The following is a 22,542-nucleotide window of genomic DNA, read 5'->3' as shown; positions in this document are numbered from 1 at the left end:
GTGTAGGCAGCGCCCGCACCGCTTTCAACCGTTACGTGCAGCGCGGCCACGATCCATGCGCGCGGGCACAAAAAAACAAGGCCCGGCAGAAGCCGGGCCTTGCTTGTATCGCTACCGAAACGTCCGATTAGTTCTGGACGTTCAGCTCGGTGCGACGGTTCTTTGCACGACCTTCCGGGTTGTCCGAACCATCCGGGTTGGTGTTCGGAGCAATCGGACGGCTCTCGCCGTAGCCGATCGGGCCCTGCAGACGAGCAGCCGACACACCGTTGGTGGTCAGGTAGTCGTACACAGCCTTGGCGCGACGCTCGGACAGCTTCTGGTTGTAAGCGTCGGTACCCTTCGAGTCGGTGTGACCGGCAACTTCAACGCGCAGATCCGGGTAACGCTTCAGGATCTCGGTGGCTTCGCTCAGGATCGAGACGGCGTCCGAACGCAGGGTCGCCTTGTCGAAGTCGAAGTTCACGCCCTTCAGGTCGATCGAGACCGGCACCGGGCAACCGTCCGGACCAATGGTCTGGCCAGGCTGCGAGTTCGGGCACTTGTCGTCGCAGTTGTTGACGCCGTCACCGTCGTCATCCAGGTCGGCGCAGCTCGGGGCAACCGGTGCCGGAGCCGGCACAGCAGCCACCGGGGCCGGGCCCAGCGGAATCACGACGCCGACCGAAGCCAGCACGTCGCCGAACCAATCCTGCTTCTTGGAGTCGTTGCTGTACTCACGGACGCTCTGGTCGTCGAAGTCAGCGCGGTAGGCCAGTTCGGCACGAACGGCAACGCGCTTCTCGAACGTGGTCTGCAGACCGACGCCGACCTTGGCAGCCAGGTTGCCGTCCTTACGGTCAGCCAGGTCACCGTTGATCAGGTGATATTCCTCTTCAGCCTTCTGGTAACCCAGGCCTGCCAGCAGGTAGGGGTTCCAGCCACGGCCTTCCTGGATGAAGTGGCGACGCAGATCCAGCGAAACGCCGTACTGCGACCAGTTCTGATCCTGGTTGGCGTCGAAGTTCGGGTTCTGATAGTTCAGCTCACCGTCCAGCGACCAGTTCGGGCTGATGAACTTGCCCAGACCCAGCGTGGCGAACGGAGCGTCGTTGGTGCCACGATCACCGTCCTGGAAGTTGAAGCCGGCCGAACCGGTCAGGTACCAGCGGTCGTCGAATTCCTGAGCCGAAGCGGCCTGGGCAAAAGCCAGACCACCCAGCAGTGCGGCGGTAAGGATCTTCTTGTTCATGAAATACAGCTCCTTGTTTCGGGGGTATGAAACCGGTAGAGGCATGGTCCAGCACAGCGATTTCGTCGCGTTCAGAGACGGCCGTTTCCGCACGCCATCGGGGTGCACAGTATGCGCTGGCCCGTGAAGACGATGTTAACGACCATATAACAAATGGCGCAACCACCAGACCTCTACTTGTCCGGCTGGGCGAACCGTATACAGCTTCATCAAAGGGTGCAAGACCGTGCTGTGGCAGGCCTTCCGGCGTTTTTGCTGCATTGCGGTCGGTTTCACCCGAAAACCCCCGGAAACCCGGCCAACCCGCCGCCGTTACCGCCAGCTGAACCGTTTGCTGAGTATGATGATTCCGCTCCCCCGCACACGGAACTTTTCCGCATGAAAGCGATCGGTCTGACTCATTACCTACCCGTCAGCAACCCGGATTCCCTACTGGATGTCGAGCTGCCGGCGCCTGCCGCTCCGCAAGGCCAGGATCTGCTCATTCAGGTGCAGGCGATTTCGGTCAATCCGGTGGATACCAAACTGCGCGCTCCGAAGGCGGGGCAGGAAAGCCCGCCACGCGTACTGGGTTTTGATGCTGCCGGCACGGTGCTGGCAATCGGCCCGGACGTGACCGCGTTCGAAGTCGGCGATGAGGTGTATTACGCCGGCGACGTCACCCGCCCCGGCTGCAACGCACAGCTGCAACTGGTGGACGAACGCCTGGCCGGGCGCAAACCCAACACCCTGGACTTCGCCGAGGCTGCCGCGCTGCCGCTGACCACGCTCACTGCCTGGGAGCTGCTGTTCCAGCGCATGCCGTATCAACTGGACGGCAAACGCAACCTCGGCAAAGTCCTGCTGGTGATCGGCGGTGCCGGTGGCGTGGGCTCCATTGCCATCCAGCTGGGCCGACATGCCGGCTTCACGGTCGTGGCCACCGCCTCGCGCCCTGAAACCGTGGCGTGGTGCAAGCAGTTGGGGGCAGACCACGTCATCGACCACCGCCAACCGCTGGCGCCGCAGCTGCAGGCGGTGGGCATCAACCAGGTGGATGCCGCACTCAACCTGGCCAATACCGACCTGTATTGGCAGCAGTTGGGGGAACTGCTGGCACCGCAGGGCCATGTTGGCCTGATCGTGGAGCCGGCTGGCGAGCTGCGCATCGGTGATCCATACAAATCCAAATGCATCGGCATCCACTGGGAATTCATGTTCGCGCGGGCGCGCTTCCGTACCGCGGACATGATCGAGCAGCATCGCATCCTGACCCGTGCGGCCAGCCTGATCGATGCCGGCGAACTGCGTACCACGCTGACCCAGCGGTTGGGGCCGATCACCGCCGCCAACCTGCGTTTGGCCCATCAACAGATGGAGTCCGGGCGCACCATCGGCAAGCTGGCGCTGGAAGGCTGGGGCTGAAGCCCAGCGCCTCCACAACTGCAACACGCACAACGCGCGCGGCGTGACCGCGTGCGTCGCTGCTCATCGCTCACCCGCGCTCCCTGCGCCGCCCTCCCCGCGTGCCCTCCATGTTCACACCTGCTTTCGTCACCCGCCTGCTGCAACTGCTGCTGGGGCTGTTTCTGTTCGGCATCGCCTCGTCGCTGATGATCCGTGCCGGTATCGGTATTGCCCCCTGGGACGTCCTGAGCCAGGGCATTTCGCTGCGCAGCGGCTGGAGCTTCGGGTTGATCACCAACCTGGTCGGCGTGGCGGTACTGCTGATGTGGCTGCCGCTGCGACAGAAACCCGGGCTCGGCACGGTGCTGAACGTGCTGTTGATTGGCCCCAGCGCACAGCTCGGTCTGTCGATCCTGCCGCCGGTGAGCGGCCTGCTGTGGCAGGTTCTGGTATTCGTCGCCGGCCTGCTGCTGTTGGCCATCGCCACCGGGCTCTATATTGGTGCGAACTTCGGGCCGGGACCGCGCGACGGCCTGATGACCGGCCTGCACGCACGCAGCGGCTGGACCATATGGAAGGTGCGCACGCTGATTGAAGCCACCGCGCTGGCGATCGGTTGGTGGCTCGGGGGCAACGTCGGCATCGGCACGCTGGCCTTTGCCGTGTTGATCGGACCGCTGTGCGGCATCACCCTGCCATTGTTCGACCGGCGTGCTGCCGCCATGGCAACAGCACGCTGAGGCATACCAGCAAGCCTAGCGCCGCAGCCGCAGCACCTGCTCGCGGATGTACCAATCACGCAGCGCCACACCCGCAGCGGTGCGCTGCACCCGGGCAACGGACGCAGCATCCGGCATCCGCCCTTCCGCGGCGATGTGGCGGGGATCACGCCAGGCATGCAGCTTTGGCCCCACCAGCGGAAACAGCACCCCCTCCCGGGTATACAGGCGCTCGTACTGCGCCAACGCCTGACCGCCATCGGTCGGCCGCTCCCACAGATTCCTGCCGGTCGCGAAATAGCGTTCGCCCGGCAGGGCCAGCGATACCAGCGTCGGAATCAGGTCGCCATGGCCGGCAAAGGCGCGGACATCCGGCCCTTCTCCCGGCGGTGCGTAGGCCGCCGGCACCCGCAGATAGGCAAACACGCGATCCACGTCCACCTGTTCGGCAGGCAGGTCATAGCGGTAGTGCGAACGCAGGTTGTGGTCGCCAGCGGCGGCAACCAGGGTGCGCTCACCCAGCGGTCCTTGCCGCAGCTGCTGCAGGAAACCACCGAACTCGTCGGCCTGGTACTGGTACGTGGCCAGCATCTTCCGCAGCTCGGCCTTGTCGTCCAGCGCGCGTGGCCCGAGCCTGTCCGGATCGAGCGGCAGGTCCGGATGCGGGGTGTCCAGCTCGAACGGCGGGTGGTTGGTGGTGGTCAACAGCACCAGGAACAAACGTTCGCCACGCGCATCGGCCTGCGTCAGCAGTTCCTGGGCGAAGCGGAACAGATATGCGTCGTACAGACCCCAGTCGGTGCCGTGGGCGGCGGGGAAGCGTTTGCGGATGTCGCGGGCGTCATATACCTGGTCGAAGCCCTGCTGCGGCAGCGCAGTGCCCAGTTCACGCCAGTCGCTGCCGCCGCCATACAGAAATGCCGTGCGATAACCGGCCCGCTTGAACGGCAACGCGGCCGAGGTGTCGAAGGCCAAGCGGGCGTTGCGGCCATTGGCCAGCGGCGTGATCGGCGTGCCGAGCAGCAGATGCTCCAGCGTCGGGTGCGTGCCATTCTGTCCGGCGATGAAGTTGTCGAACTGATAACCGTGCTCCAGCTCGCCACGCAAGCGGCCGAGCAGATCATTGCCTGGGCCATCCGTGTACAGCAGGTCCTGGCCAAACGACTCCAGCAGACCGACCACCACATGCGGCGACTGGGCGACCGTGCGCGGCTGCCCCGGAGCAACCGGGAACAGTGCCGAGCGGATCCGACCGGGGTCACCGGAAGGCAGCCCGGCCGCCGCCGCTGCCTGCTCCAGGCTGCCAAAACCCAGCCGATGCACGCCCACCAGCGGATCAGTGGCGATGTCGGTTTCCTTGGCGCGGATCCGGGCAGCGCGGTACAGCGTCAGTGGTGCATTGAGCACCAGCGCATTGACGAACGGGTCGGCGGAAACCGTCACGTCGCGCCGCACCAGCGGGAAGGTGCTCACCGTGCCGCGCGCCAACAACAGCAGCAGCAGGCATTGCACGACCAACAACAGCACCTGCGCCCAACGTGCCGAGCCCGTCGGCCAGCGGGCGCCCAGCCAGCGCCCGACACGCGGCACGCCCCAGCCGAGCAATGCGCCCCCCAACACCAGCGCCACGACCCCCGGAATGACCGGGTAGTCGTCCCACACCGTTTGCAGGATCGCACCGGTGTCGTCCTCGAACATACCGAACACGATGGGATCGAAACGCGTCTTGTAGAACCCGTAATAGAAGTGTTCGCAGACCGCCAACAGTGCGAACAGCAGCAACAGCGCCACCAGCAACCATTGCGCTCCGCGCACAGCCTGCCCATGACGCCCACTCAGCCATACCGGGGCAGTCAGCAGCCCAACCAGCAGCGCGCAGATCGCGCCGGCCACCAGGTCATAACGCGCGCCCTGCAACAGCACCGGCCCCAGCAGTTCGGGGCCGCGCGAAGCGCCGGCGTAAGCCACCCACATGCCCAGGCGCGCAACCGCCCCAAGCGCCATGATGCCTCCCACCAGCATCCAGAGCCGCGGGAACAGCCGCTCGGCATGGGCCGGCGAAAACGCAGTATTCATTGACATCGGTCCCTGACAACAACAGACCGCCGGTCGGCGGCGGCGCGAATTGTAATCGGCTCGTCACATCCCGTCTTTAGCGCTCCGGCCACGCTGAGGATTGAGAAATTCCCGCATTGCCCCTCAGAATGGGCACATTCCATACGCAAGCGTATCCACCATGACGCCAGCCAACGCCTTCCCGAATCTGTTCGCGCCCCTGGACCTGGGTTTCACCCAGCTGCGCAATCGCATCCTGATGGGGTCGATGCATACCGGGCTGGAAGACCATGTCCGCGACTTCCCGAAACTGGCGGCTTACTTTGCAGAGCGCGCCGAAGGCGGCGCCGCGCTGCTGGTCACCGGTGGCTTCTCGCCGAACGTGGTGGGTTGGCTGGCACCGTTTGGCAGCAAGCTGTCGTGGCCGTGGGAAGTGGGCCGTCACCGCCAGGTGACCGCTGCCGTGCACAGCCATGGCGCCAAGATCTGCATGCAGCTGCTGCACGCCGGCCGCTATGCCTACCACCCGTTGCAGGTGGCACCATCGAAGCTGAAGGCGCCGATCAATCCGTTCACCCCGCGCGCGCTCACCGCACGCGGCGTTGATCGACATATCCGCGACTACGCCCGTGCCGCCAGGCTGGCGCGTGATGCCGGGTATGACGGCGTCGAGGTGATGGGCTCGGAAGGCTACCTGATCAACGAATTCATCGCCCCGCGTACCAACAAGCGCGATGACGCCTGGGGCGGTGACGCGGCCAAGCGCATGCGCTTTGCGGTGGAGATCGTGCGCCGCATCCGCGAAGCGTGCGGCCCGGACTTCATCATCATCTACCGGCTGTCATTGCTGGACCTGGTCGAGGACGGCAGCAACTGGGAGGAAATCCTGCTGCAGGCCAAGGCGATCGAAGCCGCCGGCGCCACCCTGATCAACTCCGGCATCGGTTGGCATGAGGCGCGCGTGCCGACCATCGCCACCTCGGTGCCGCGTGCGGCCTTCACCGGCGTCACCGCCAAACTGCGCCCGCATGTGAATGTGCCGGTGATCGCGGTCAACCGCATCAACATGCCCGACGTGGCCGAACGCGTACTGGCTGATGGCCATGCCGACATGGTGTCGCTGGCACGCCCGCTGCTGGCCGATCCGCAGTGGCCGGCCAAGGCCCGCGCCGGGAAACCCGAGACCATCAACACCTGCATCGCCTGCAACCAGGCCTGCCTGGACCATATCTTCGTCAACAAGCGCGCCACCTGCCTGGTAAACCCGCGCGCCGCGCATGAAACAGAACTGGTTTACCGCCCGACCAGCGCACCCAAGCGCGTTGCGGTGGTTGGCGCCGGCCCGGCCGGATTGGCCTGCGCCACGGTGGCCGCCGAGCGCGGGCACAAGGTCACCCTGTTCGATGCCGCCAGCGAGATCGGCGGCCAGTTCAACGTTGCCAAGCGCATTCCCGGCAAGGAAGAGTTCCACGAGACGCTGCGCTACTTCCGCCACCGCCTCGTTGATACCGGCGTCGATGTGCGCCTGGAAACGCGTGCCGATGTGGCGACGTTGAGCGGATATGACGAAGTGGTGGTGGCCACCGGCATCCTGCCGCGCAAGGTCGACTTCCCCGGCGCCGATCACCCGATGGTGGTGAATTACCTGGACGTGTTGCTGGGCCGGGTGAAGGCCGCCGACAAGGTTGCGGTGATCGGTGCTGGCGGCATCGGTTTCGACGTGGGTGAGTTCCTGGTGCACGAAGGCCCCTCGCCCGCACTTGATCCGGCGCGCTGGATGGCCGAATGGGGCGTTGACCCCGGTTTCGAGAAGCGCGGTGCGCTGGTCAAGCCGCAGCCCGAGGCGCCCGCGCGCAAGGTCTGGCTGCTGCAGCGCAGCCCCGGCAAGCCCGGTGCCCGTTTGGGCAAGACCACCGGCTGGATCCATCGCGCCACGCTCAAGGCCAAGGCGGTGACGATGCTCGGTGGCGTGGAATACCTGGGCGTGGACGACACCGGCCTGCGTATCCGTATCGATGGCCAGGAACAGTTGCTCGACGTCGGCAACGTGGTGGTCTGTGCGGGACAGGAGCCGCAGCGTGAGCTGGCCGATGCGCTGCTCGCTGCCGGTCGCAGCGTCCACATCATTGGCGGCGCCGACGTGGCCGCTGAGCTGGATGCCAAGCGTGCGATCGATCAGGGCAGTCGTCTGGCCGCAGCGCTTTGAGGTGGAAATCAGGGGAGATGGGTAAGGTGTTTGTACGAGAGGCAGCAAAGACCGAAGCCGAAACACCACTCCCCCCTTCCCTTCGCTATGCGAAAGGCAGGGGGCCCAGGCGCGCTGCGACGTACGTGACATTGGCCTCCTCCCTTGCGCGATAGCGCAGGAGAGGACTGAGGCAGGGTGTTCTTTCGGTTGGTCCCGCAGGGCCTTTGCCCTCACCCATTCCTCACTTCCTGTCACTCACTCTTCGCCTCGCGCCGGTTGCAAACAACCTGAATGTCAACAAGCCCCATTCAGGATGGGTTTGGGGTTCGCCCCCTAACTTGCGCGCTCTTCCGCTCACCCCCCAGTTCTGGTGAGCAAGGTGCGGCCTTCCCCCAATCTCATTGAGGGCCGCCCACGGGGCGGCCCCGATGCCACGGCCGCCTCCCCATAACGCCAAGTCTCAGTCGACCGGTTCCATGCTTTTCAGGAACAGGCGAGCTGCGGCCCACACGGAGCAAGGAGATTTATGAAACTGGCCTGGATTCTCTGGCTGTCGCAGATGTTGCCGCAGCCGGCCGCCGATTCACTGTGCTTGAGCACCACCGTTTACCTGGAAGCCCGCGACCAGACCCTGCGCGGTCAGCAGGCGGTTGCCGAAGTCGCCCTGCGGCGGCTGGACAGCGGCCTCTGGGGCAACTCGATGTGCCAGGTGGTGACTGCCCGCAAACAGTTCGCCCCGACCCTGGTCTCGCCGGGCACCCAACTGCGCAACAACGATGCCTGGGCAGAAGCCGTGGACGTGGCCTTCGCCGCCGAGCGCAACTGGGCCCTGCCGGTCGAGCAGCGCAAGGAAATCGTGCCGGGTGCCAGCCACTTCGCCGCGTTGTCCATCGCGAGCCCCAGCTGGCGCAATGCCTATCAGGTAGCGACCATCGGCGGTCATACCTTCTTCAAGGTACAGTCGCTGAAGCCGCGCGCTTCCTGAGCCGCGCAGCACGGATACCTGTCGCCACACCACGCAACGAGCTTGTGGCGATAATGCGGGAGTAACTCCACTCCCGAGGTATCTGATGAAGCTCTACACCAAGCCCGGCGCCTGTTCGCTGGCAGACCACATCGCATTGATCTGGTCCGGCCTGCCTTTCGAAGTACAGATCGTGGACTACGCGACCATGAAGTCGCCCGAATTCCTGGCCATGAACCCGGCCGGCGCAGTGCCGGTGCTTGAGGACGATGGCTGGGTGCTGACCCAGAACGCCGCCATCCTGCATTACATCTGCGACAAGGCACCGGCGTCCGGTCTGGACGGTGGCAGCGATGCACGCACCCGCGCCGAAGTGAATCGCTGGCTGTCCTTCGTCAATGCCGACCTGCACCCGGTGTACTACCCGATCTTCGGTTCGACCAAGTACCTGGAGGACGAGGCGGTCATCGCCCGCACCCAGCAGAACTCGCGCGACAAGCTCAAAGCGCTGTACCAGCGCCTGAATGATCGATTGGCGCAGGTCGACTGGTTGGGCGGCACCCCGCATCCGTCCATCGCCGATGCGTACACCTACGTGACCCTGCGCTGGGCGCGTGGTTTGAAAATCGACCTGGCTGGCATGGATGCGTTGGATCGCTTCGAGCAACGCATGCAGGCAGACCCGGCCGTGCAGGCTGCTCTGAAGACCGAAGGTCTGGCGTAAACCAAGAGCACACACTGAACTTTTGACGGGCCACCGGCGCAGACGCCGGTGGCCTGTTTTGTTTCAACGCCGCGTTGGTGTTTCGCCCGCGCTGCATTCCTGCAGCGAAGACTCAACGCACCGATAACGTGGTGAGCAACCGCGGCGTGTCGCGGTACAGCGCGGGGAAGTACTGTTTCAGCGCCTCCACTTTGGGCAGGTCGTTGACGCGGATGTACAAGGACTCCGGATGCAGCGTGAGGTAGTTCTGGTGATAGCCCTCCGCCGCATAGAACACCTTGCCGCCGTCCACCTGGGTCACCACGGGCGCCTTGAACACAGCACTGCGTTGCAGCTGCGCGATATAGGCACGGGCAGCATCGCGTTGCTCCGCCGTGTTGACGTATACCGCCGAACGATACTGCGTGCCACGATCCGGCCCCTGTCGATTGAGTTGGGTGGGGTCATGCACCACCGAGAAAAACACCTGCATCAACTGCCCATAGCTGACCTGCGCCGGATCGTAGGTCACCTGCACGGCTTCAGCGTGCCCGGTGCTGCCGCTGCCCACACGCGCATAGCTCGCGTTGGCCGCGCTGCCACCGATGTAACCCGAGACAGCGCTGTCCACACCCTTGATGTGCTGGAACACGCCCTGCACGCCCCAGAAGCAGCCGCCAGCGAAGATCACCTGTGCGCGCTTGATGCCGGGCTGACGCAGATCCGCTGCACCACTGGTCGCGGGAATGCTGACCATCGCCGACGAAGCATGCACGGGGCGGTCCAGGCTGAATATGGCAATCACCAGCAGTACCGCGATCATCGCGGCGATGCTGCCGGCAACCAGTTTGTCCATGACGAGTTTCATCGTTGGCCTCCGGGGCTCATCCAAACGTAAAGGCGTAGGCATGCACGCCGGGATCGAGGAATTCGATTTCGAAGGTGCGTTCCTGCACGGCACCGTTCTGGCGTATCAACTGGTACAGCCGGTTGCCGTCCACCTGGCCGCTGCCGTCAGCCGACACATCACCACCTGCCGATGCACCGGGCGCCTGTCCATCGATACGCACAATGAAGCGCACCGGTTTGCTGGCGTCCTGCGGCGCCAACACCAGATGCAGGTCACGCGCATGGAAGCGGAACGCGATGCGACCGCCGGCCTGCTGCAACTGCGCGTCTTCCTCGCCCACGATCCAACGTCCGTCCAACGCCCATTGATTGAGTTTCAATGTGGTCGGCAAGCGGTAGTCCGCTGCACGCCCTGCGTACAGCCCGCCGGGTGATGCGAAATTCTCTGCGCGTGCGCGCCCGACGTAGGTTTCCGGCGACTTGAGATTGTTCATGTCCGCCTCGCGTTCGACACCATCGCGCGCGGCTTCAGCCTTCATCGCCGGGGCAGCCTCACCTGGCAGACTGTTGCCGGCTTCGCGCAGCAGCTGGCGGATGATCTGCTCGGACTGCACATAGTTGCCTTCACCAAAGTGATGGGCACGGATACGCCCCTGCGCATCGATGAAGTAATGCGCCGGCCAATAGCGATTGTTGAAACCGCGCCAGATCGCGAAGTCGTTGTCGATGGCAACCGGGTACGTGACCTTGAGATCGGTGACTGCACGCTGCACGTTGCGCACATCACGTTCGAATGCGAACTCCGGCGCGTGCACTCCGATCACCACCAGGCCATGGTCGCGGTAGCGTTCGACCCACTCGCGCACATGCGGCATCGCGCGCAGGCAGTTGATGCACGAGTAGGTCCAGAAATCGACCAGCACCACCTTGCCGCGCAATGCCTGCGCATCCAGCGGCGGACTGTTGAGCCAGCCGGTGGCACCGGCCAGGGAAGGCAACATGCCTTCGACCGGCAACGCGGTCGCGGGCGGATCGTTCCCGGCCATCATCATCATTGAGCCACCCGCTGGCGCCTGCCCGGGAAGCGCATCCAGCAGGCCCTGCTCAAGCCTGGCCGTGCTAACCGTCGACAGCCGTGTCAGCACACCGGTGTCCCAGCCCATCGCAATGGCCACCACCGCCAGCAACGCGGCAATGCCGAGGCCGCGCCGGATCCATTCGCCCGCACCAAGGTGCCGCTTCAACGCGGCGAATACACGGCCGCCGATCCAGAGGGCCAGTGCCAGTGATGTGGCCGCCCCCAGCGCATAGGCCAACAGCAGACCGCTGGTGCCGACGTTGGCACCCTGCAGCGCGGCACCAGTGAGTATCAAGCCAAGGATCGGCCCGGCGCACGGCGCCCATAACAAGCCGGTCGCGATGCCGATCAACAACGATGTCCCCATGCCCGCACGACCCTCATCGGCCGATGCACTCAAACGAACGCCAAGCCGCTGCAATGGCGACAACAGCCGATTCGCGAATGCCGGCCACAGCAGCGCCAGCGCGAACATCGCCATCACCAGCAGCGCGATCCAGCGCCCGATCTGATTGGCCTGCGCCACCCATTGGCTGCCTACCGCCGCCAGGCTGGCTACCACCGCAAACATCAAGGCCATGCCGACCAGCAGCGGCAAGCCGCTGCGCAGGAACGGGTGATCCGAGCGTGCGAACACGAACGGCAGCACCGGCAGGATGCACGGACTGAGAAGGGTGAGCACACCGCCGAGATAGGCCAGCACGAGCAGGAACATGGGGAGTCCTTGTTGGAAGTCGAAAGCTGCGGGGCTCAGGCCGCCACGAAGTTCATGGCCACGCCATTCATGCAGTAACGCAACCCGGTGGGGCGCGGGCCGTCATTGAACACATGACCCAGATGCCCACCGCAGCGCCGGCAATGCGCTTCCACGCGCAACATGCCGAAGGTGGTGTCGCGATCCTCACCCACGGCATCGTGCAGTGGCGCCCAGAAACTCGGCCAACCGGTGCCGCTGTCGAACTTGGTCGCCGAGGAGAACAGCGGCAAGGCACAACCGGCGCACACAAAGGTGCCGCGCCGGTGCTCGTTGTTCAGCGGGCTGCTGAACGCACGCTCGGTGGATTGGCCGCGCAGCACCGCGTACTGCGCGGGGCTGAGCTGTTCACGCCATTGCGCATCACTGCGCATGATCTCGAACAACCGCTTCTGGGCCGGTGCGGCCGGTGCAGCGCCGCTGCAGGCAGTCAGGCCCAACACGCCGGCCGCTGCCGCCATGCAGCCGATGCCAAGCACATTGCGACGGGTGAGGGACATGGCCGTTCTCCAGCCTTGGGAGGATGTGACCATGCTGCGCCCTGCCCGATCAACGAATCCTCACGCAGAGTTAAATTTTCCGTTACACCTTGCATGCGGGATTCCGCCGACAATGCCAATCCCCTTTCCCGCCGGTCGCGCGCAACGATGAGCAGCGCCAAACGTGTCCTGATCGTCGAGGACGACATCCATATCGCCAACCTGCTGCGCATGCACCTGCGTGACGAAGGCTACGACGTCACCCACGCTGCCACCGGCGACGAAGGACTGCGCCTGCTCGAAGCCAGTCCGTGGAGCGCGTTGGTGCTGGACTTGATGCTGCCGGGCGTGGACGGTTTGGAAATCTGCAAGCGGGCGCGTGCCATGGCGCGCTACACGCCGATCATCATCACCAGCGCGCGCGCCAGTGAAGTACATCGCATCCTCGGTCTGGAGCTGGGCGCCGATGACTACCTGGCCAAACCCTTCTCGATGCTGGAACTGGTCGCGCGGGTCAAGGCGCTGCTGCGCCGGGTCGAGGCGATGGCGCAGAACGCCCGCATCGATGCCGGCGAGATCGAAGCGGCCGGCATCCGTATCGATCCCGTTGCCCGCACCGCGCAGGTGCAGGGCCGCACACTGGAACTCACACCACGCGAGTTCGACCTTCTGCATTTTTTCGTGCGTCATCCCGACCAGGTGTACTCACGCATGAACCTGCTCGACCAGGTCTGGGGCTATCAACACGATGGCTACCAGCACACGGTCAACACCCATATCAACCGGCTGCGCAACAAGATCGAACACGACCCGGCCAATCCGCAGTTGATCCAGACCGTCTGGGGCCGCGGCTACAAACTGGCCGGTGCCGGCGAGGACCGCACATGATCCGCCTGACGTTGTCACAACGGCTGTCGGTGGTGTTCTTCGGCCTGCTGCTGGTGTGCTGTGGCGCGCTCGCGTGGATACAGATGCGCAATACCCGCATGCACGAGCTGGAAACCGTGCAGCGTCTGTCACAAGGCCTGGCCGAACACATCGCACGCAGAGGTGAGTTGATGGACACGCGCGGCATGCGCGATGGCAACGTGCGCGCATTGTTCGGCAAGTTGATGGCGGTCAATCCCAGCGTCGAGGTGTACCTGCTCGACGATCAGGGACGCATCCTCGGCCACGACGCACCCGACGGCCACCTCAAGCGCGACCGCGTTGATCTTGCGCCGGTGCAGGCCTTGCTGCGAGGCGAGCCGCTGCCGATTCTCGGTGACGACCCCCGCAGCACCAGCACGCGCAAGGTATTCAATGCAGCACCGCTGTGGGTGCAGGGCCGCCAGGCGGGTTACATCTATGTGGTGCTGCTGGGCGAACAACGCGAAGCAGTGGCCGCCAACATCGCCGCCAGCTCAAGCCTGCGCACGGCGCTGTGGTCGCTGGCGATCGTCGCGCTGATCGGCTTGCTCGCAGGTGCAATCGCCTTTCGCTGGGTGACGCATCCGCTGCGTCGGTTGACCCGCCGCATCCAGTCCTTTGATGTCGATGCCGACAATCCAGCCCTGCCAGTGCCACCTGGCCCGCTGCGCGCCGTCGAGCGCGATGAGCTCGCGATCCTGCAGCACAGCTTCGGGCAGATGGCGCAGCGCATCGGCGATCAATGGCAGCAGCTGCGACAACAGGATCTGCAACGCCGTGAGCTGGTCGCCAACATCTCGCACGATCTGCGCACGCCGCTGTCTTCGCTGCACGGCTATCTGGAAACGTTGTCGCTGAAGGATGCATCGCTCAGCGCCGACGAGCGCCAACGCTACCTGTCGATCGCGCTGTCGCAGAGCCGCAAGGTCGGGCAGCTGGCGCAGGCCCTGTTTGAACTGGCGCGGCTTGAACATGGCGGCGTGGTGCTGGAGCCGCAGGTCTTCTCCCTGCCCGACCTGGTGCAGGACGTGTTCCAGAAACTGGAACTGTCCGCACAGGCACGCCGGCAGACATTGACCGCCGATATCCCACCGGGCCTGCCTGCGGTGGAAGCCGACCTTGGATTGATCGAACGCGTACTGACCAACCTGCTCGACAACGCCATCCGCCACACACCCGAAGCTGGCCATATCAGCGTGACCTTGCGTGCTGCCGGCGACGAGGTACAGGTCAGCGTGCTGGACAGCGGCCCGGGCATCGCCCCGGAGCGCCGCGCCAACCTGTTCATCACACCCCCGGCGCTGGGCAGCCAGCGCGCGGACAGTGGCGGACTGGGGCTGCTGATCGTGCACCGCATCCTGCAGCTGCATCACCGCCAGATCCGCCTGCTCGACAGCCGCGAAGGCGCACTGTTCGTGTTCTCGCTGGCAACTGCGCAAGCGCGCAACAACGCGCGGCCTGCCCTCTGACGAGAGCGGCCGCGTTCAACAGCGAAATCGAGCGCGCAGCCGGGCCAACCCAACGGCCGGCGGTTTCACCGGCTCATGCCAGCACCAAGGCGCGCGTCTCATCCAGCCAACGGCTGGCGAACGCTGGGCTCTTGGCCTTGCCAAGCGCGGTGGCCACTTCCGGCCACAGCTGCTCCAGGCCGACCGCGGTGCGACTGCGCTCGATCTTCAGCTGGATCAGATAACCCTTCAGCCCAAGGTGTTTGCGTACCGACTCAGCCATCCAGTCACGCAGCTGCTGGTAGCGCAACGGATCGTCACCCAGCTGCACCGTGACCGGCACATCCGGCGCGCGCTCGACGCTGCCACCGACGGCTTCGATCAGCGTCATCGAAATCAGCTGCGCCAGTACGTCTTCCGGCGCGCGCAGCCCCTGTGCCATCTGCTGCAGCTCATGCGCGTCGCGCTGCCCGTCAACCAGCAACAGCACCGAACGCAGTGCCGGCACCAAACGCAGCGCACGGTCTTCCATTTCACGACGGCCAGCAGCCGTCTTGGCATAGATCAACGCCATTCCCCCTCCCACAGTTGTGCATCGCAACCACGGCACGCGCCACCGACCCGGAGCCCCCGCCCCGGATCTGCTTACCTGTCCACGTGCCGCCCCCTTGCGATCGCTGCGCCTGCGGCCTGCGCTATTTCCCCAGCGCGCGGCGGATTTCATCCAGTGCGCCCGGGTCGTCCAATGTCGACAGATCCCCGGGGTCGCGCTGCTCCGCCAATGCCTGCAACGAACGCCGCAGCAGCTTACCCGAACGCGTCTTGGGAAGCGCGTTGACGATATGGACGTGCGCCGGACGTGCCACCGCACCGAGCGAGCTGGTGACGCGCTGCATCATTTCCGCGGCAAGCGTCGCCGTCTCCTCGGCGGCCGCGGCCTGCTTCAGGGTGACAAACACCAGCGGCACCTGGCCCTTGAGCTCGTCGTGCACCCCGATCACCGCCGCCTCGGCCACACGCGGGTGGCTGGAGATGGCCTCTTCGATCTCGCGCGTGCCGAGCCGGTGCCCGGCCACGTTGATCACATCGTCGGTGCGACCAAGGATGAAGGTATAGCCCTCTTCATCACGGATGGCCCAGTCCAGCGAGCTGTAGAGCAGTTCATTGAAGTGACTGAAATAGCTTTTGAGGAAACGCTCGTCGTCGTTCCACACCGTGCTCATGCAACCCGGCGGCAATGGCGGCTGGATCACCAGCACTCCCTTCTGTCCGGGCGCCACTTCCTCCCCGCTCTGTTCGTCGATGACCTTCATCCTGTAACCGAGGTTCGGGAAACCCGGCGAACCGAACTTCACCGGCTTCATGTCCAAGCCCGGCAACAACGTAAGTGCCGGCCAGCCGGTTTCGGTCTGCCAGTAGTTGTCGATGACCGGCTTGTGCAGTGCGCCGCTGATCCATTGCGCGGTGGGCTGATCCAGTGGTTCGCCGGCCAGGAACAGATACTTCAGCTCGGACAGATCATGCCGGTCAATGAAATCGACATCGTGCTTCTTCAACACGCGGATCGCGGTCGGCGAGGAGAACATCGTGCGCACGCCGTACTGCTCGCACAGCGCCCACCAGATGCCGGCGTCGGGGTTGATCGGCAACCCTTCATACAACAACGAGGTGCAGCCGCCGATCAGCGGCCCGTACACGTTGTACGAGTGGCCCACCGCCCAGCCCACATCCGAGGTGGAAAACATCACCTGCCCGGGCGCGCAGTCAAACACGGTGCGGATCGACTGCGCCATCGCCACCGCGTAGCCGCCCACATCGCGCTGCACGCCCTTGGGCTTGCCGGTGGTGCCGGAGGTGTACAGCAGGTAGCTGGGCTCATTGGACTCCAACCATTCCACCGGCACCTCCACATCGCCCACCTGCGCACGCAGCGCGGCATAGTCCTCATCGCGACCAGCGACCTTGGGCTCGGCCGCATCCAGGCCACGCGAAACAATCAACACTTTCGGTGGCGGACTCTGCGCCTCAGCGCATGCGGCATCCACCATCGCCTTGTATGGAATCACCTTGCCGCCGCGCATGCCTGCATCGGCGGCGATCAGCAGTTTGGGTTGCGCATCATCGATACGCAGCGCCAGGTTGTGCGCGGCAAAGCCACCGAACACCACCGAATGCACCGCGCCGATGCGTGCGCAGGCCAGCATCGCGAATACCGCCTCGGGCATGTTCGGCATGTAGATGACGACGCGATCACCCCTGCCGACATCAAGCTGCTTGAGCATGGCAGCGAATGCGTTCACCTCGCGATACAACTCGCGATACGTGATCTCGCGGGTGACATTGGTTTCGGTGGAAATGGCGACCAGTGCGAGCTGCTCGGCGCGCTCGGCAAGATGGCGGTCAACCGCGTTGTAGCACAGGTTGGTTTCGCCACCGACGAACCAGCGGCGGAACGGCGGGTTGGAGTAATCGAGGATCTGTTGCGGCGGGCGATGCCAGTGAATCGCCTTGGCCTCCTCGGCCCAGAATTCCTCGGGCGCCTCGATGGAACGGCGGTAGATCTGCTCGTACTGCATGACACCCTCCGGAAGCTGCCTGATCTGAGCCGAGCATAGTCAGCAGCCGTCATCGTTCTCCTTGCGTCTTTGGTCTTAAGACCAAAGGCGAAAGCGGCCCTCACCCCAACCCCTCTCCCGCGCGGGAGAGGGGCCAGTTCACTGCGAGCCGACGCATTCCGAGCCCTCTCCCGTGAGCGGGAGAGGGGTTGGGGTGAGGGCCGCTTTCTGCCTCAAAAAGGGCTTTCCGAAACAAACCCAAAAACCTCCCCCGTCACCGGATGCACAAACTGCAACCGGCACGCATGCAGCTGCACCCGTGCCGCCGGATCGGCCCCATACATCACATCCCCGATGATCGGATGCCCCAAGCTCGCCATGTGCAGCCGCAGCTGGTGGCTGCGTCCGGTCACCGGTTCCAGCTCGACCCGCGTGCGTTGCGCTTCCACATCCCGCGCCAGCACCCGCCACCGCGTCAACGCCGGCTTGCCGCGCTCGAAATCCACCATCTGTTTCGGCCGGTTCGGCCAATCGCAGATCAACGGCAACGCAACTTCACCGGCATCACCGTCGACCAATCCCTGCACCACGGCTTCATAGCGTTTGCTGACCAGGCGCTTCTCGAACTGACCCGACAACGCGGCCTGCATCGCCTTGCCGCGCGCATACAACATCAGCCCCGAAGTCACCTGGTCCAACCGGTGCACCGTCAGCGCATCCGGGTACAACGCCTGCAAGCGCGTCACCAGGCAATCCTGGTTCTCCGGCAAGCGCCCGGGCACGGACAGCAGGCCGGCCGGCTTTTCGGCCACCAGCAGCGCGCCGTCGATGTAATGCAGCGTGATTTCGTTGTTCATGCCATTCACAGAATTTGCAGCGTTGGTGCAGCGCCACGCGCGGCAGAAGCATCACCGGCATAGTCCTGGCCACCGCGTCTCCCACAAAAAAACGGGGAAGCCGAAGCTTCCCCGTTCATTGCATCACGTCGTACCGCTGCGGTTACAGCAGGTCGGCAACGCCGGCGCGCTCTTCTTCCAGCTCACCCAGGGTGATGTCGATGTACTTCTTGGAGAAGTCGTCGATCGGCAGGTCCTTGATGATCGTGTACTGGCCGTTCTCGGTGGTCACCGGGAAGCCGAACACCACGCCTTCCGGGATGCCATAGGAGCCGTCGGACGGCACGCCCATCGTCACCCACTTGCCGTTGCTGCCCAGCACCCAGTCATGGACGTGGTCGATGGCGGCATTGGCTGCCGACGCAGCCGAGGACAGGCCACGGGCTGCGATGATCGCCGCGCCGCGCTTGCCGACGGTCGGAATGAAGGTGTTGGCGTTCCATTCCTGGTCGTTGATCAGCTCGGCAACCGAAGCGCCGCCGCTGGTGGCGAAACGGTAGTCCGGGTACATGGTCGGGCTGTGGTTGCCCCACACGGTGAACTTCTCGAAGCTGTCCACGGTCTTGCCGGTCTTGGCAGCCAGCTGGCTCAGCGCACGGTTGTGGTCCAGGCGCAGCATGGCGGTGAAGTTCTTCGGGTTCAGGTCCGGCGCCGACTTCATGGCGATGTAGGCATTGGTGTTGGCCGGGTTGCCGACCACCAGCACCTTCACATCGCGCTTGGCGACGGCGTTCAGGGCCTTGCCCTGCACGGTGAAGATCTTGGCGTTTTCCAGCAGCAGGTCCTTGCGCTCCATGCCCGGGCCGCGCGGACGCGCGCCGACCAGCAGGGCCACGTCGACGTCCTTGAAGGCCACCAGCGGATCAGCGGTGGTCACCACGCCGGCCAGCAGCGGGAATGCGCAGTCTTCCAGTTCCATGACCACGCCCTGCAGGGCGGCCTGGGCCTTTTCGTTGTCGATTTCGAGCAGCTGCAGGATGACCGGCTGGTCCTTGCCGAGCATTTCGCCGGAAGCGATGCGGAACAGCAGGGCGTAACCGATATTGCCGGCAGCGCCGGTCACGGCAACACGTACGGGTGCTTTCATGGGGGTTTCCTCTGCTAAGAAGCGTGTCGTGGGGGTGAAGCCCTGCCACCGCGCGGGAGCGGCACCAAGGCCAGAATCAGAAACGGCCACCTGATGAATAGGTGGCCGTCGAGAACAATCAGGCGGCGAGGATCTTGTTCCACTCGGCGACGCGGTCGGCCTTGGCGGCCAGCACGGCGTCGGTGTCGCCTTCCAGGGTGATCTTGTTCAGGGCGTCGCCCTGCTTGATTGCGTCAACCACATCCAAGCCTTCAAGCACCTTGCCAAACACGGTGTGCTTGCCATCAAGCCAATCGGTCTTGATGTGGGTGATGAAGAACTGGCTGCCGTTGGTGTTCGGGCCGGCATTAGCCATGGACAGCACGCCGCGCTCGTGGCGCACGCCGTTTTTGGTCTCATCTTCAAAACGGTAGCCCGGGCCGCCACGACCGGAGCCTTCCGGGCAGCCGCCCTGGATCATGAAGTCGGCAATCACGCGGTGGAAAGCCAGTCCGTCGTAGAAACCGTGCTTGGTCAGGTTGACGAAATTGGCCACGGTCAGCGGCGCCTTGTCGGCGAACAGCTCGACCTTGATCAGGCCGCGGGTGGTGTCGAAATTGGCGATCAGGGACATGGGAATCCTTGTAGGAGAAGACATCTAGCGCTAGCCGCATAGGATACACCCGCCCTCGCCGGACTGAATCCCCCTGCCTTTGCCACCTCTGGCGGGGGGCCAGCTGAACGGGTTGCGAGCCACCAGGAGCAAGGACTTTTCCTGTTGGCAAAACATACCGGTATAATATTGGACTTCTTTTCCCCATTCACGGCACCGGCTGGCCGTCTTTCGCATGTCCATCGAAAATCTTCGCAACATCGCCATCGTCGCCCACGTCGACCATGGCAAAACCACCCTCGTCGACCAGCTGCTGAAGCAGTCCGGCACCCTGTCCGAGCGCACGGTGCTTGCCGAGCGCGTGATGGACAGCAACGACCAGGAAAAAGAACGCGGCATCACCATCCTGGCCAAGAACACGGCCATTACATGGAATGGCAACCGCATCAACATCGTCGACACCCCCGGACACGCCGACTTCGGCGGTGAAGTGGAGCGCGTGCTGTCGATGGTCGACTCGGTGCTGATCCTGGTCGACGCGATGGACGGCCCGATGCCGCAGACCCGCTTCGTCACCCAGAAGGCCTTCGCGATGGGCTTCAAGCCGATCGTGGTGGTCAACAAGGTCGACCGCCCGAGCGCACGTCCGGATTGGGTCATCGACCAGGTGTTCGACCTGTTCGACAAGCTCGGCGCCACCAATGAGCAGCTGGACTTCCCGATCGTCTACGCCTCGGGCCTGAATGGCTACGCCGGCCTGGAAGACACCGTCCGTGACGGCGACATGACCCCGCTTTACGAAGCGATCATGAAGCACGTGCCGGCACCGGAAGTGGACCCGGAAGGTCCCTTCCAGATGCGCATCAGCCAGCTGGACTACAACAACTTCGTCGGCGTGATCGGCATTGGCCGCATTCAGCGCGGCAAGCTGAAGAAGAACATGCAGGTCACCGTCATCGACCGCGAAGGCAAGAAGCGCAACGGCAAGGTGCTGCAGGTACTGGGCTTCATGGGCCTGGAGCGTGTGGAAGTCGAGGAAGCCGAGGCCGGTGACATCGTCGCCATCTCCGGCATCCAGGAGCTGACCATCTCCGACACGATCTGCCACCCGGACGCGCCTGAAGCGCTGCCGGCACTGACCGTCGACGAGCCGACCATCTCCATGACCTTCCAGGTCAACAACTCGCCGTTCGCAGGCAACAAGGACCTGTCCGGCGGCAAGTTCCTGACCAGCCGCCAGCTCAAGGAGCGCCTGGAGCGCGAGACCGTGCACAACGTGGCACTGAAGGTCGAGCAGCTTGAAGACGCCGACAAGTTCCTGGTCTCCGGCCGTGGCGAGCTGCACCTGTCGGTGCTGATCGAAACCATGCGTCGTGAAGGCTACGAGCTGGCCGTGTCGCGTCCGGAGGTAATCATCAAGGAAATCGACGGCCAGATGATGGAGCCGATCGAGCAGCTGGTGGTGGACGTGGAAGAAATCCACCAGGGCGGCGTGATGGAAAAGCTGGGCATCCGCAAGGGCCTGCTGAAGAACATGGAAAGCGACGGCAAGGGCCGCGTGCGTCTGGATTACATGATCCCGGCGCGTGGCCTGATCGGCTTCCAGAACGAGTTCAAGACCCTGACCCAGGGTTCGGGCCTGCTGTTCCACGTGTTCGACCATTACGGCCCGAAGGAACAGGGCGCCATCGCCAAGCGCCAGAACGGCGTGATGATCGCCAATGCCCCGGGCGCCACCCCGGCATATGCCCTGGGCCCGTTGGAAGAGCGCGGCAAGCTGTTCGCCGCCGAAGGCGACAACGTGTACGAAGGCCAGCTGATCGGTATCCACTCCAAGGACAACGATCTGACCGTCAACGCCATCAAGACCAAGCCGCTGACCAACATGCGCGCTTCGGGCAAGGATGACGCGATCAAGCTGACCCCGGCCATCAAGTACACGCTGGAACAGGCACTGGACTTCATCGAGGACGACGAGCTGGTGGAAGTCACCCCGAAGGAAATCCGCCTGCGCAAGAAGGCGCTGACCGAAAGCGACCGCAAGAAGGCTTCGCGCGGCGGCTGATCGGATTGACCAGCAATACGCCCTACAACCCGGATCCGCATGCGCATCCGGGTCTGGCAGCCATCGCGCTGCTGGAAGCGGGAAAGGCCGTACTGGCCTTTCTCGCTGCCGCTGGCCTGGAGATCTCCGGGCCAGCTCCACTCCGCAACATCATCAATGCCCTGATCCACCGCGTAGGTGGTGATCCCGAGAACGGCGCGTTCTCGTCGCTGCTGGGCATGATTACCCCCGACACTGTTCACCTGGGTGCCGCCGTACTGGTCGCATATGGCCTGCTGCGCGCGCTCGAAGCGTGGGGCCTGTGGCGCGCCAGGGCCTGGGCCTCATGGCTGGGCTGCATCTCCGCGGCGCTGTACCTCCCGCTGGACATCTACGCCATCATCAAACACCCCGGCTGGGCCTCATGGCTGCTGCTGGCGGTGAATGTGCTGGTCGTGTGGGTACTGGCGCGCGACATCGGCAAGCGTCGGAAACACTAGGCCGGCTCACGTCGCCGGGCACCCTGCGCGCGCCAGTGACAAGACCCGCCGCATCCGCTATCCGCCATCGCCCTGAACAGCGCGATCGTAATGCCTTGGGTGAAC

At 64.3% G+C, this 22,542-nt stretch carries 19 protein-coding genes; 9 read left to right on the top strand and 10 right to left on the bottom strand.

Annotated elements, in window-relative coordinates; all coding sequences use genetic code 11:
* Positions 1–127: 127 nt before the first annotated feature.
* Positions 128–1,231 carry an OmpA family protein gene (locus tag ABB26_RS07915; protein ID WP_057633135.1) on the bottom strand — a complete coding sequence of 368 codons (1,104 nt, stop codon included), beginning with the start codon at positions 1,229–1,231 and terminating at the stop codon, positions 128–130.
* Positions 1,232–1,609: 378 nt separating this feature from the next.
* Between ABB26_RS07915 and ABB26_RS07910 the strand changes: the two genes are divergently transcribed.
* Both ABB26_RS07910 and yczE read left to right on the top strand, forming a co-directional pair.
* Entirely contained in the window at positions 1,610–2,635 is a 1,026-nt protein-coding gene (locus ABB26_RS07910) for a zinc-binding alcohol dehydrogenase family protein (protein WP_057633134.1), read from the top strand.
* A 110-nt stretch (positions 2,636–2,745) separates the two neighbouring features.
* Positions 2,746–3,357 carry a membrane protein YczE gene (yczE, locus tag ABB26_RS07905; protein ID WP_057633133.1) on the top strand — a complete coding sequence of 204 codons (612 nt, stop codon included), beginning with the start codon at positions 2,746–2,748 and terminating at the stop codon, positions 3,355–3,357.
* Positions 3,358–3,372: 15 nt separating this feature from the next.
* Here the strand turns inward: yczE and ABB26_RS07900 are convergent, their stop codons facing one another.
* Positions 3,373–5,412 (bottom strand): LTA synthase family protein, encoded by a 2,040-nt coding sequence (locus tag ABB26_RS07900; protein WP_057633132.1) that lies wholly within the window; start codon positions 5,410–5,412, stop codon positions 3,373–3,375.
* A gap of 160 nt (positions 5,413–5,572) precedes the next feature.
* Here ABB26_RS07900 and ABB26_RS07895 point away from each other — a divergent pair, with 160 nt between their 5' ends.
* The 3 genes from ABB26_RS07895 to ABB26_RS07885 all read left to right on the top strand — a co-directional run bounded on the left by ABB26_RS07895 (position 5,573) and on the right by ABB26_RS07885 (position 9,267).
* Positions 5,573–7,597: an NADPH-dependent 2,4-dienoyl-CoA reductase gene (locus ABB26_RS07895; protein ID WP_057633131.1), complete on the top strand. Its 2,025-nt coding sequence runs from the start codon at positions 5,573–5,575 to the stop codon at positions 7,595–7,597.
* 508 nt (positions 7,598–8,105) lie between these two features.
* A complete protein-coding gene (locus tag ABB26_RS07890; protein ID WP_057633130.1) occupies positions 8,106–8,564 on the top strand; it encodes a cell wall hydrolase in 459 nt (152 codons plus the stop codon).
* A gap of 85 nt (positions 8,565–8,649) precedes the next feature.
* The gene (locus ABB26_RS07885) at positions 8,650–9,267 is read left to right on the top strand and encodes a glutathione S-transferase family protein (RefSeq protein WP_057633129.1); all 618 of its coding nucleotides are present in this window, start codon (positions 8,650–8,652) and stop codon (positions 9,265–9,267) included.
* Positions 9,268–9,379: 112 nt separating this feature from the next.
* Here the strand turns inward: ABB26_RS07885 and msrA are convergent, their stop codons facing one another.
* The 3 genes from msrA to msrB are packed head-to-tail and all read right to left on the bottom strand — an operon-like array spanning position 9,380 to position 12,427.
* Positions 9,380–10,114 (bottom strand): peptide-methionine (S)-S-oxide reductase MsrA, encoded by a 735-nt coding sequence (gene msrA / locus ABB26_RS07880; protein WP_057633128.1) that lies wholly within the window; start codon positions 10,112–10,114, stop codon positions 9,380–9,382.
* A 16-nt stretch (positions 10,115–10,130) separates the two neighbouring features.
* Positions 10,131–11,888: a cytochrome c biogenesis protein DipZ gene (locus tag ABB26_RS07875; protein WP_057633127.1), complete on the bottom strand. Its 1,758-nt coding sequence runs from the start codon at positions 11,886–11,888 to the stop codon at positions 10,131–10,133.
* Positions 11,889–11,923: 35 nt separating this feature from the next.
* Positions 11,924–12,427, bottom strand: coding sequence for a peptide-methionine (R)-S-oxide reductase MsrB (msrB, locus tag ABB26_RS07870; protein WP_057633126.1), 504 nt, complete (start codon positions 12,425–12,427; stop codon positions 11,924–11,926).
* A gap of 147 nt (positions 12,428–12,574) precedes the next feature.
* On the opposite strand from msrB, the gene ABB26_RS07865 reads away from it, so the two are divergent.
* Together ABB26_RS07865 and ABB26_RS07860 are read left to right on the top strand one after the other, a co-directional pair.
* Positions 12,575–13,294: a response regulator transcription factor gene (locus tag ABB26_RS07865; protein ID WP_057633125.1), complete on the top strand. Its 720-nt coding sequence runs from the start codon at positions 12,575–12,577 to the stop codon at positions 13,292–13,294.
* Positions 13,291–14,784, top strand: coding sequence for a sensor histidine kinase (locus ABB26_RS07860; RefSeq protein WP_057633124.1), 1,494 nt, complete (start codon positions 13,291–13,293; stop codon positions 14,782–14,784). Before ABB26_RS07865 ends, ABB26_RS07860 begins: the two co-directional genes overlap by 4 nt.
* Positions 14,785–14,857: 73 nt before the next feature.
* Here ABB26_RS07860 and ABB26_RS07855 read toward each other — a convergent pair whose 3' ends face one another.
* The 5 genes from ABB26_RS07855 to ABB26_RS07835 form a co-directional block, all read right to left on the bottom strand.
* A complete protein-coding gene (locus ABB26_RS07855; protein ID WP_057633123.1) occupies positions 14,858–15,337 on the bottom strand; it encodes a hypothetical protein in 480 nt (159 codons plus the stop codon).
* 121 nt (positions 15,338–15,458) lie between these two features.
* Entirely contained in the window at positions 15,459–17,339 is a 1,881-nt protein-coding gene (gene prpE / locus ABB26_RS07850) for a propionate--CoA ligase (RefSeq protein WP_057633122.1), read from the bottom strand.
* A gap of 212 nt (positions 17,340–17,551) precedes the next feature.
* Positions 17,552–18,175 (bottom strand): RluA family pseudouridine synthase, encoded by a 624-nt coding sequence (locus ABB26_RS07845; protein WP_057633121.1) that lies wholly within the window; start codon positions 18,173–18,175, stop codon positions 17,552–17,554.
* Positions 18,176–18,317: 142 nt separating this feature from the next.
* Positions 18,318–19,301: a malate dehydrogenase gene (locus ABB26_RS07840; RefSeq protein ID WP_057633120.1), complete on the bottom strand. Its 984-nt coding sequence runs from the start codon at positions 19,299–19,301 to the stop codon at positions 18,318–18,320.
* Positions 19,302–19,419: 118 nt separating this feature from the next.
* The gene (locus ABB26_RS07835) at positions 19,420–19,914 is read right to left on the bottom strand and encodes a peptidylprolyl isomerase (RefSeq protein ID WP_057633119.1); all 495 of its coding nucleotides are present in this window, start codon (positions 19,912–19,914) and stop codon (positions 19,420–19,422) included.
* A gap of 214 nt (positions 19,915–20,128) precedes the next feature.
* On the opposite strand from ABB26_RS07835, the gene typA reads away from it, so the two are divergent.
* The gene (gene typA / locus ABB26_RS07830; RefSeq protein WP_057633118.1) at positions 20,129–21,958 is read left to right on the top strand and encodes a translational GTPase TypA; all 1,830 of its coding nucleotides are present in this window, start codon (positions 20,129–20,131) and stop codon (positions 21,956–21,958) included.
* Positions 21,959–21,963: 5 nt separating this feature from the next.
* Positions 21,964–22,437 (top strand): DUF2127 domain-containing protein, encoded by a 474-nt coding sequence (locus tag ABB26_RS07825; protein ID WP_057633117.1) that lies wholly within the window; start codon positions 21,964–21,966, stop codon positions 22,435–22,437.
* Positions 22,438–22,542: the final 105 nt, after the last annotated feature.

This window comes from Stenotrophomonas humi (genome assembly GCF_001431415.1).
Classification (GTDB): Bacteria; Pseudomonadota; Gammaproteobacteria; order Xanthomonadales; family Xanthomonadaceae; genus Stenotrophomonas; species Stenotrophomonas humi.
The sequence above is the reverse complement of the archived record's forward strand: the minus strand, read 5'-3'. Positions and strand labels throughout refer to the sequence as shown.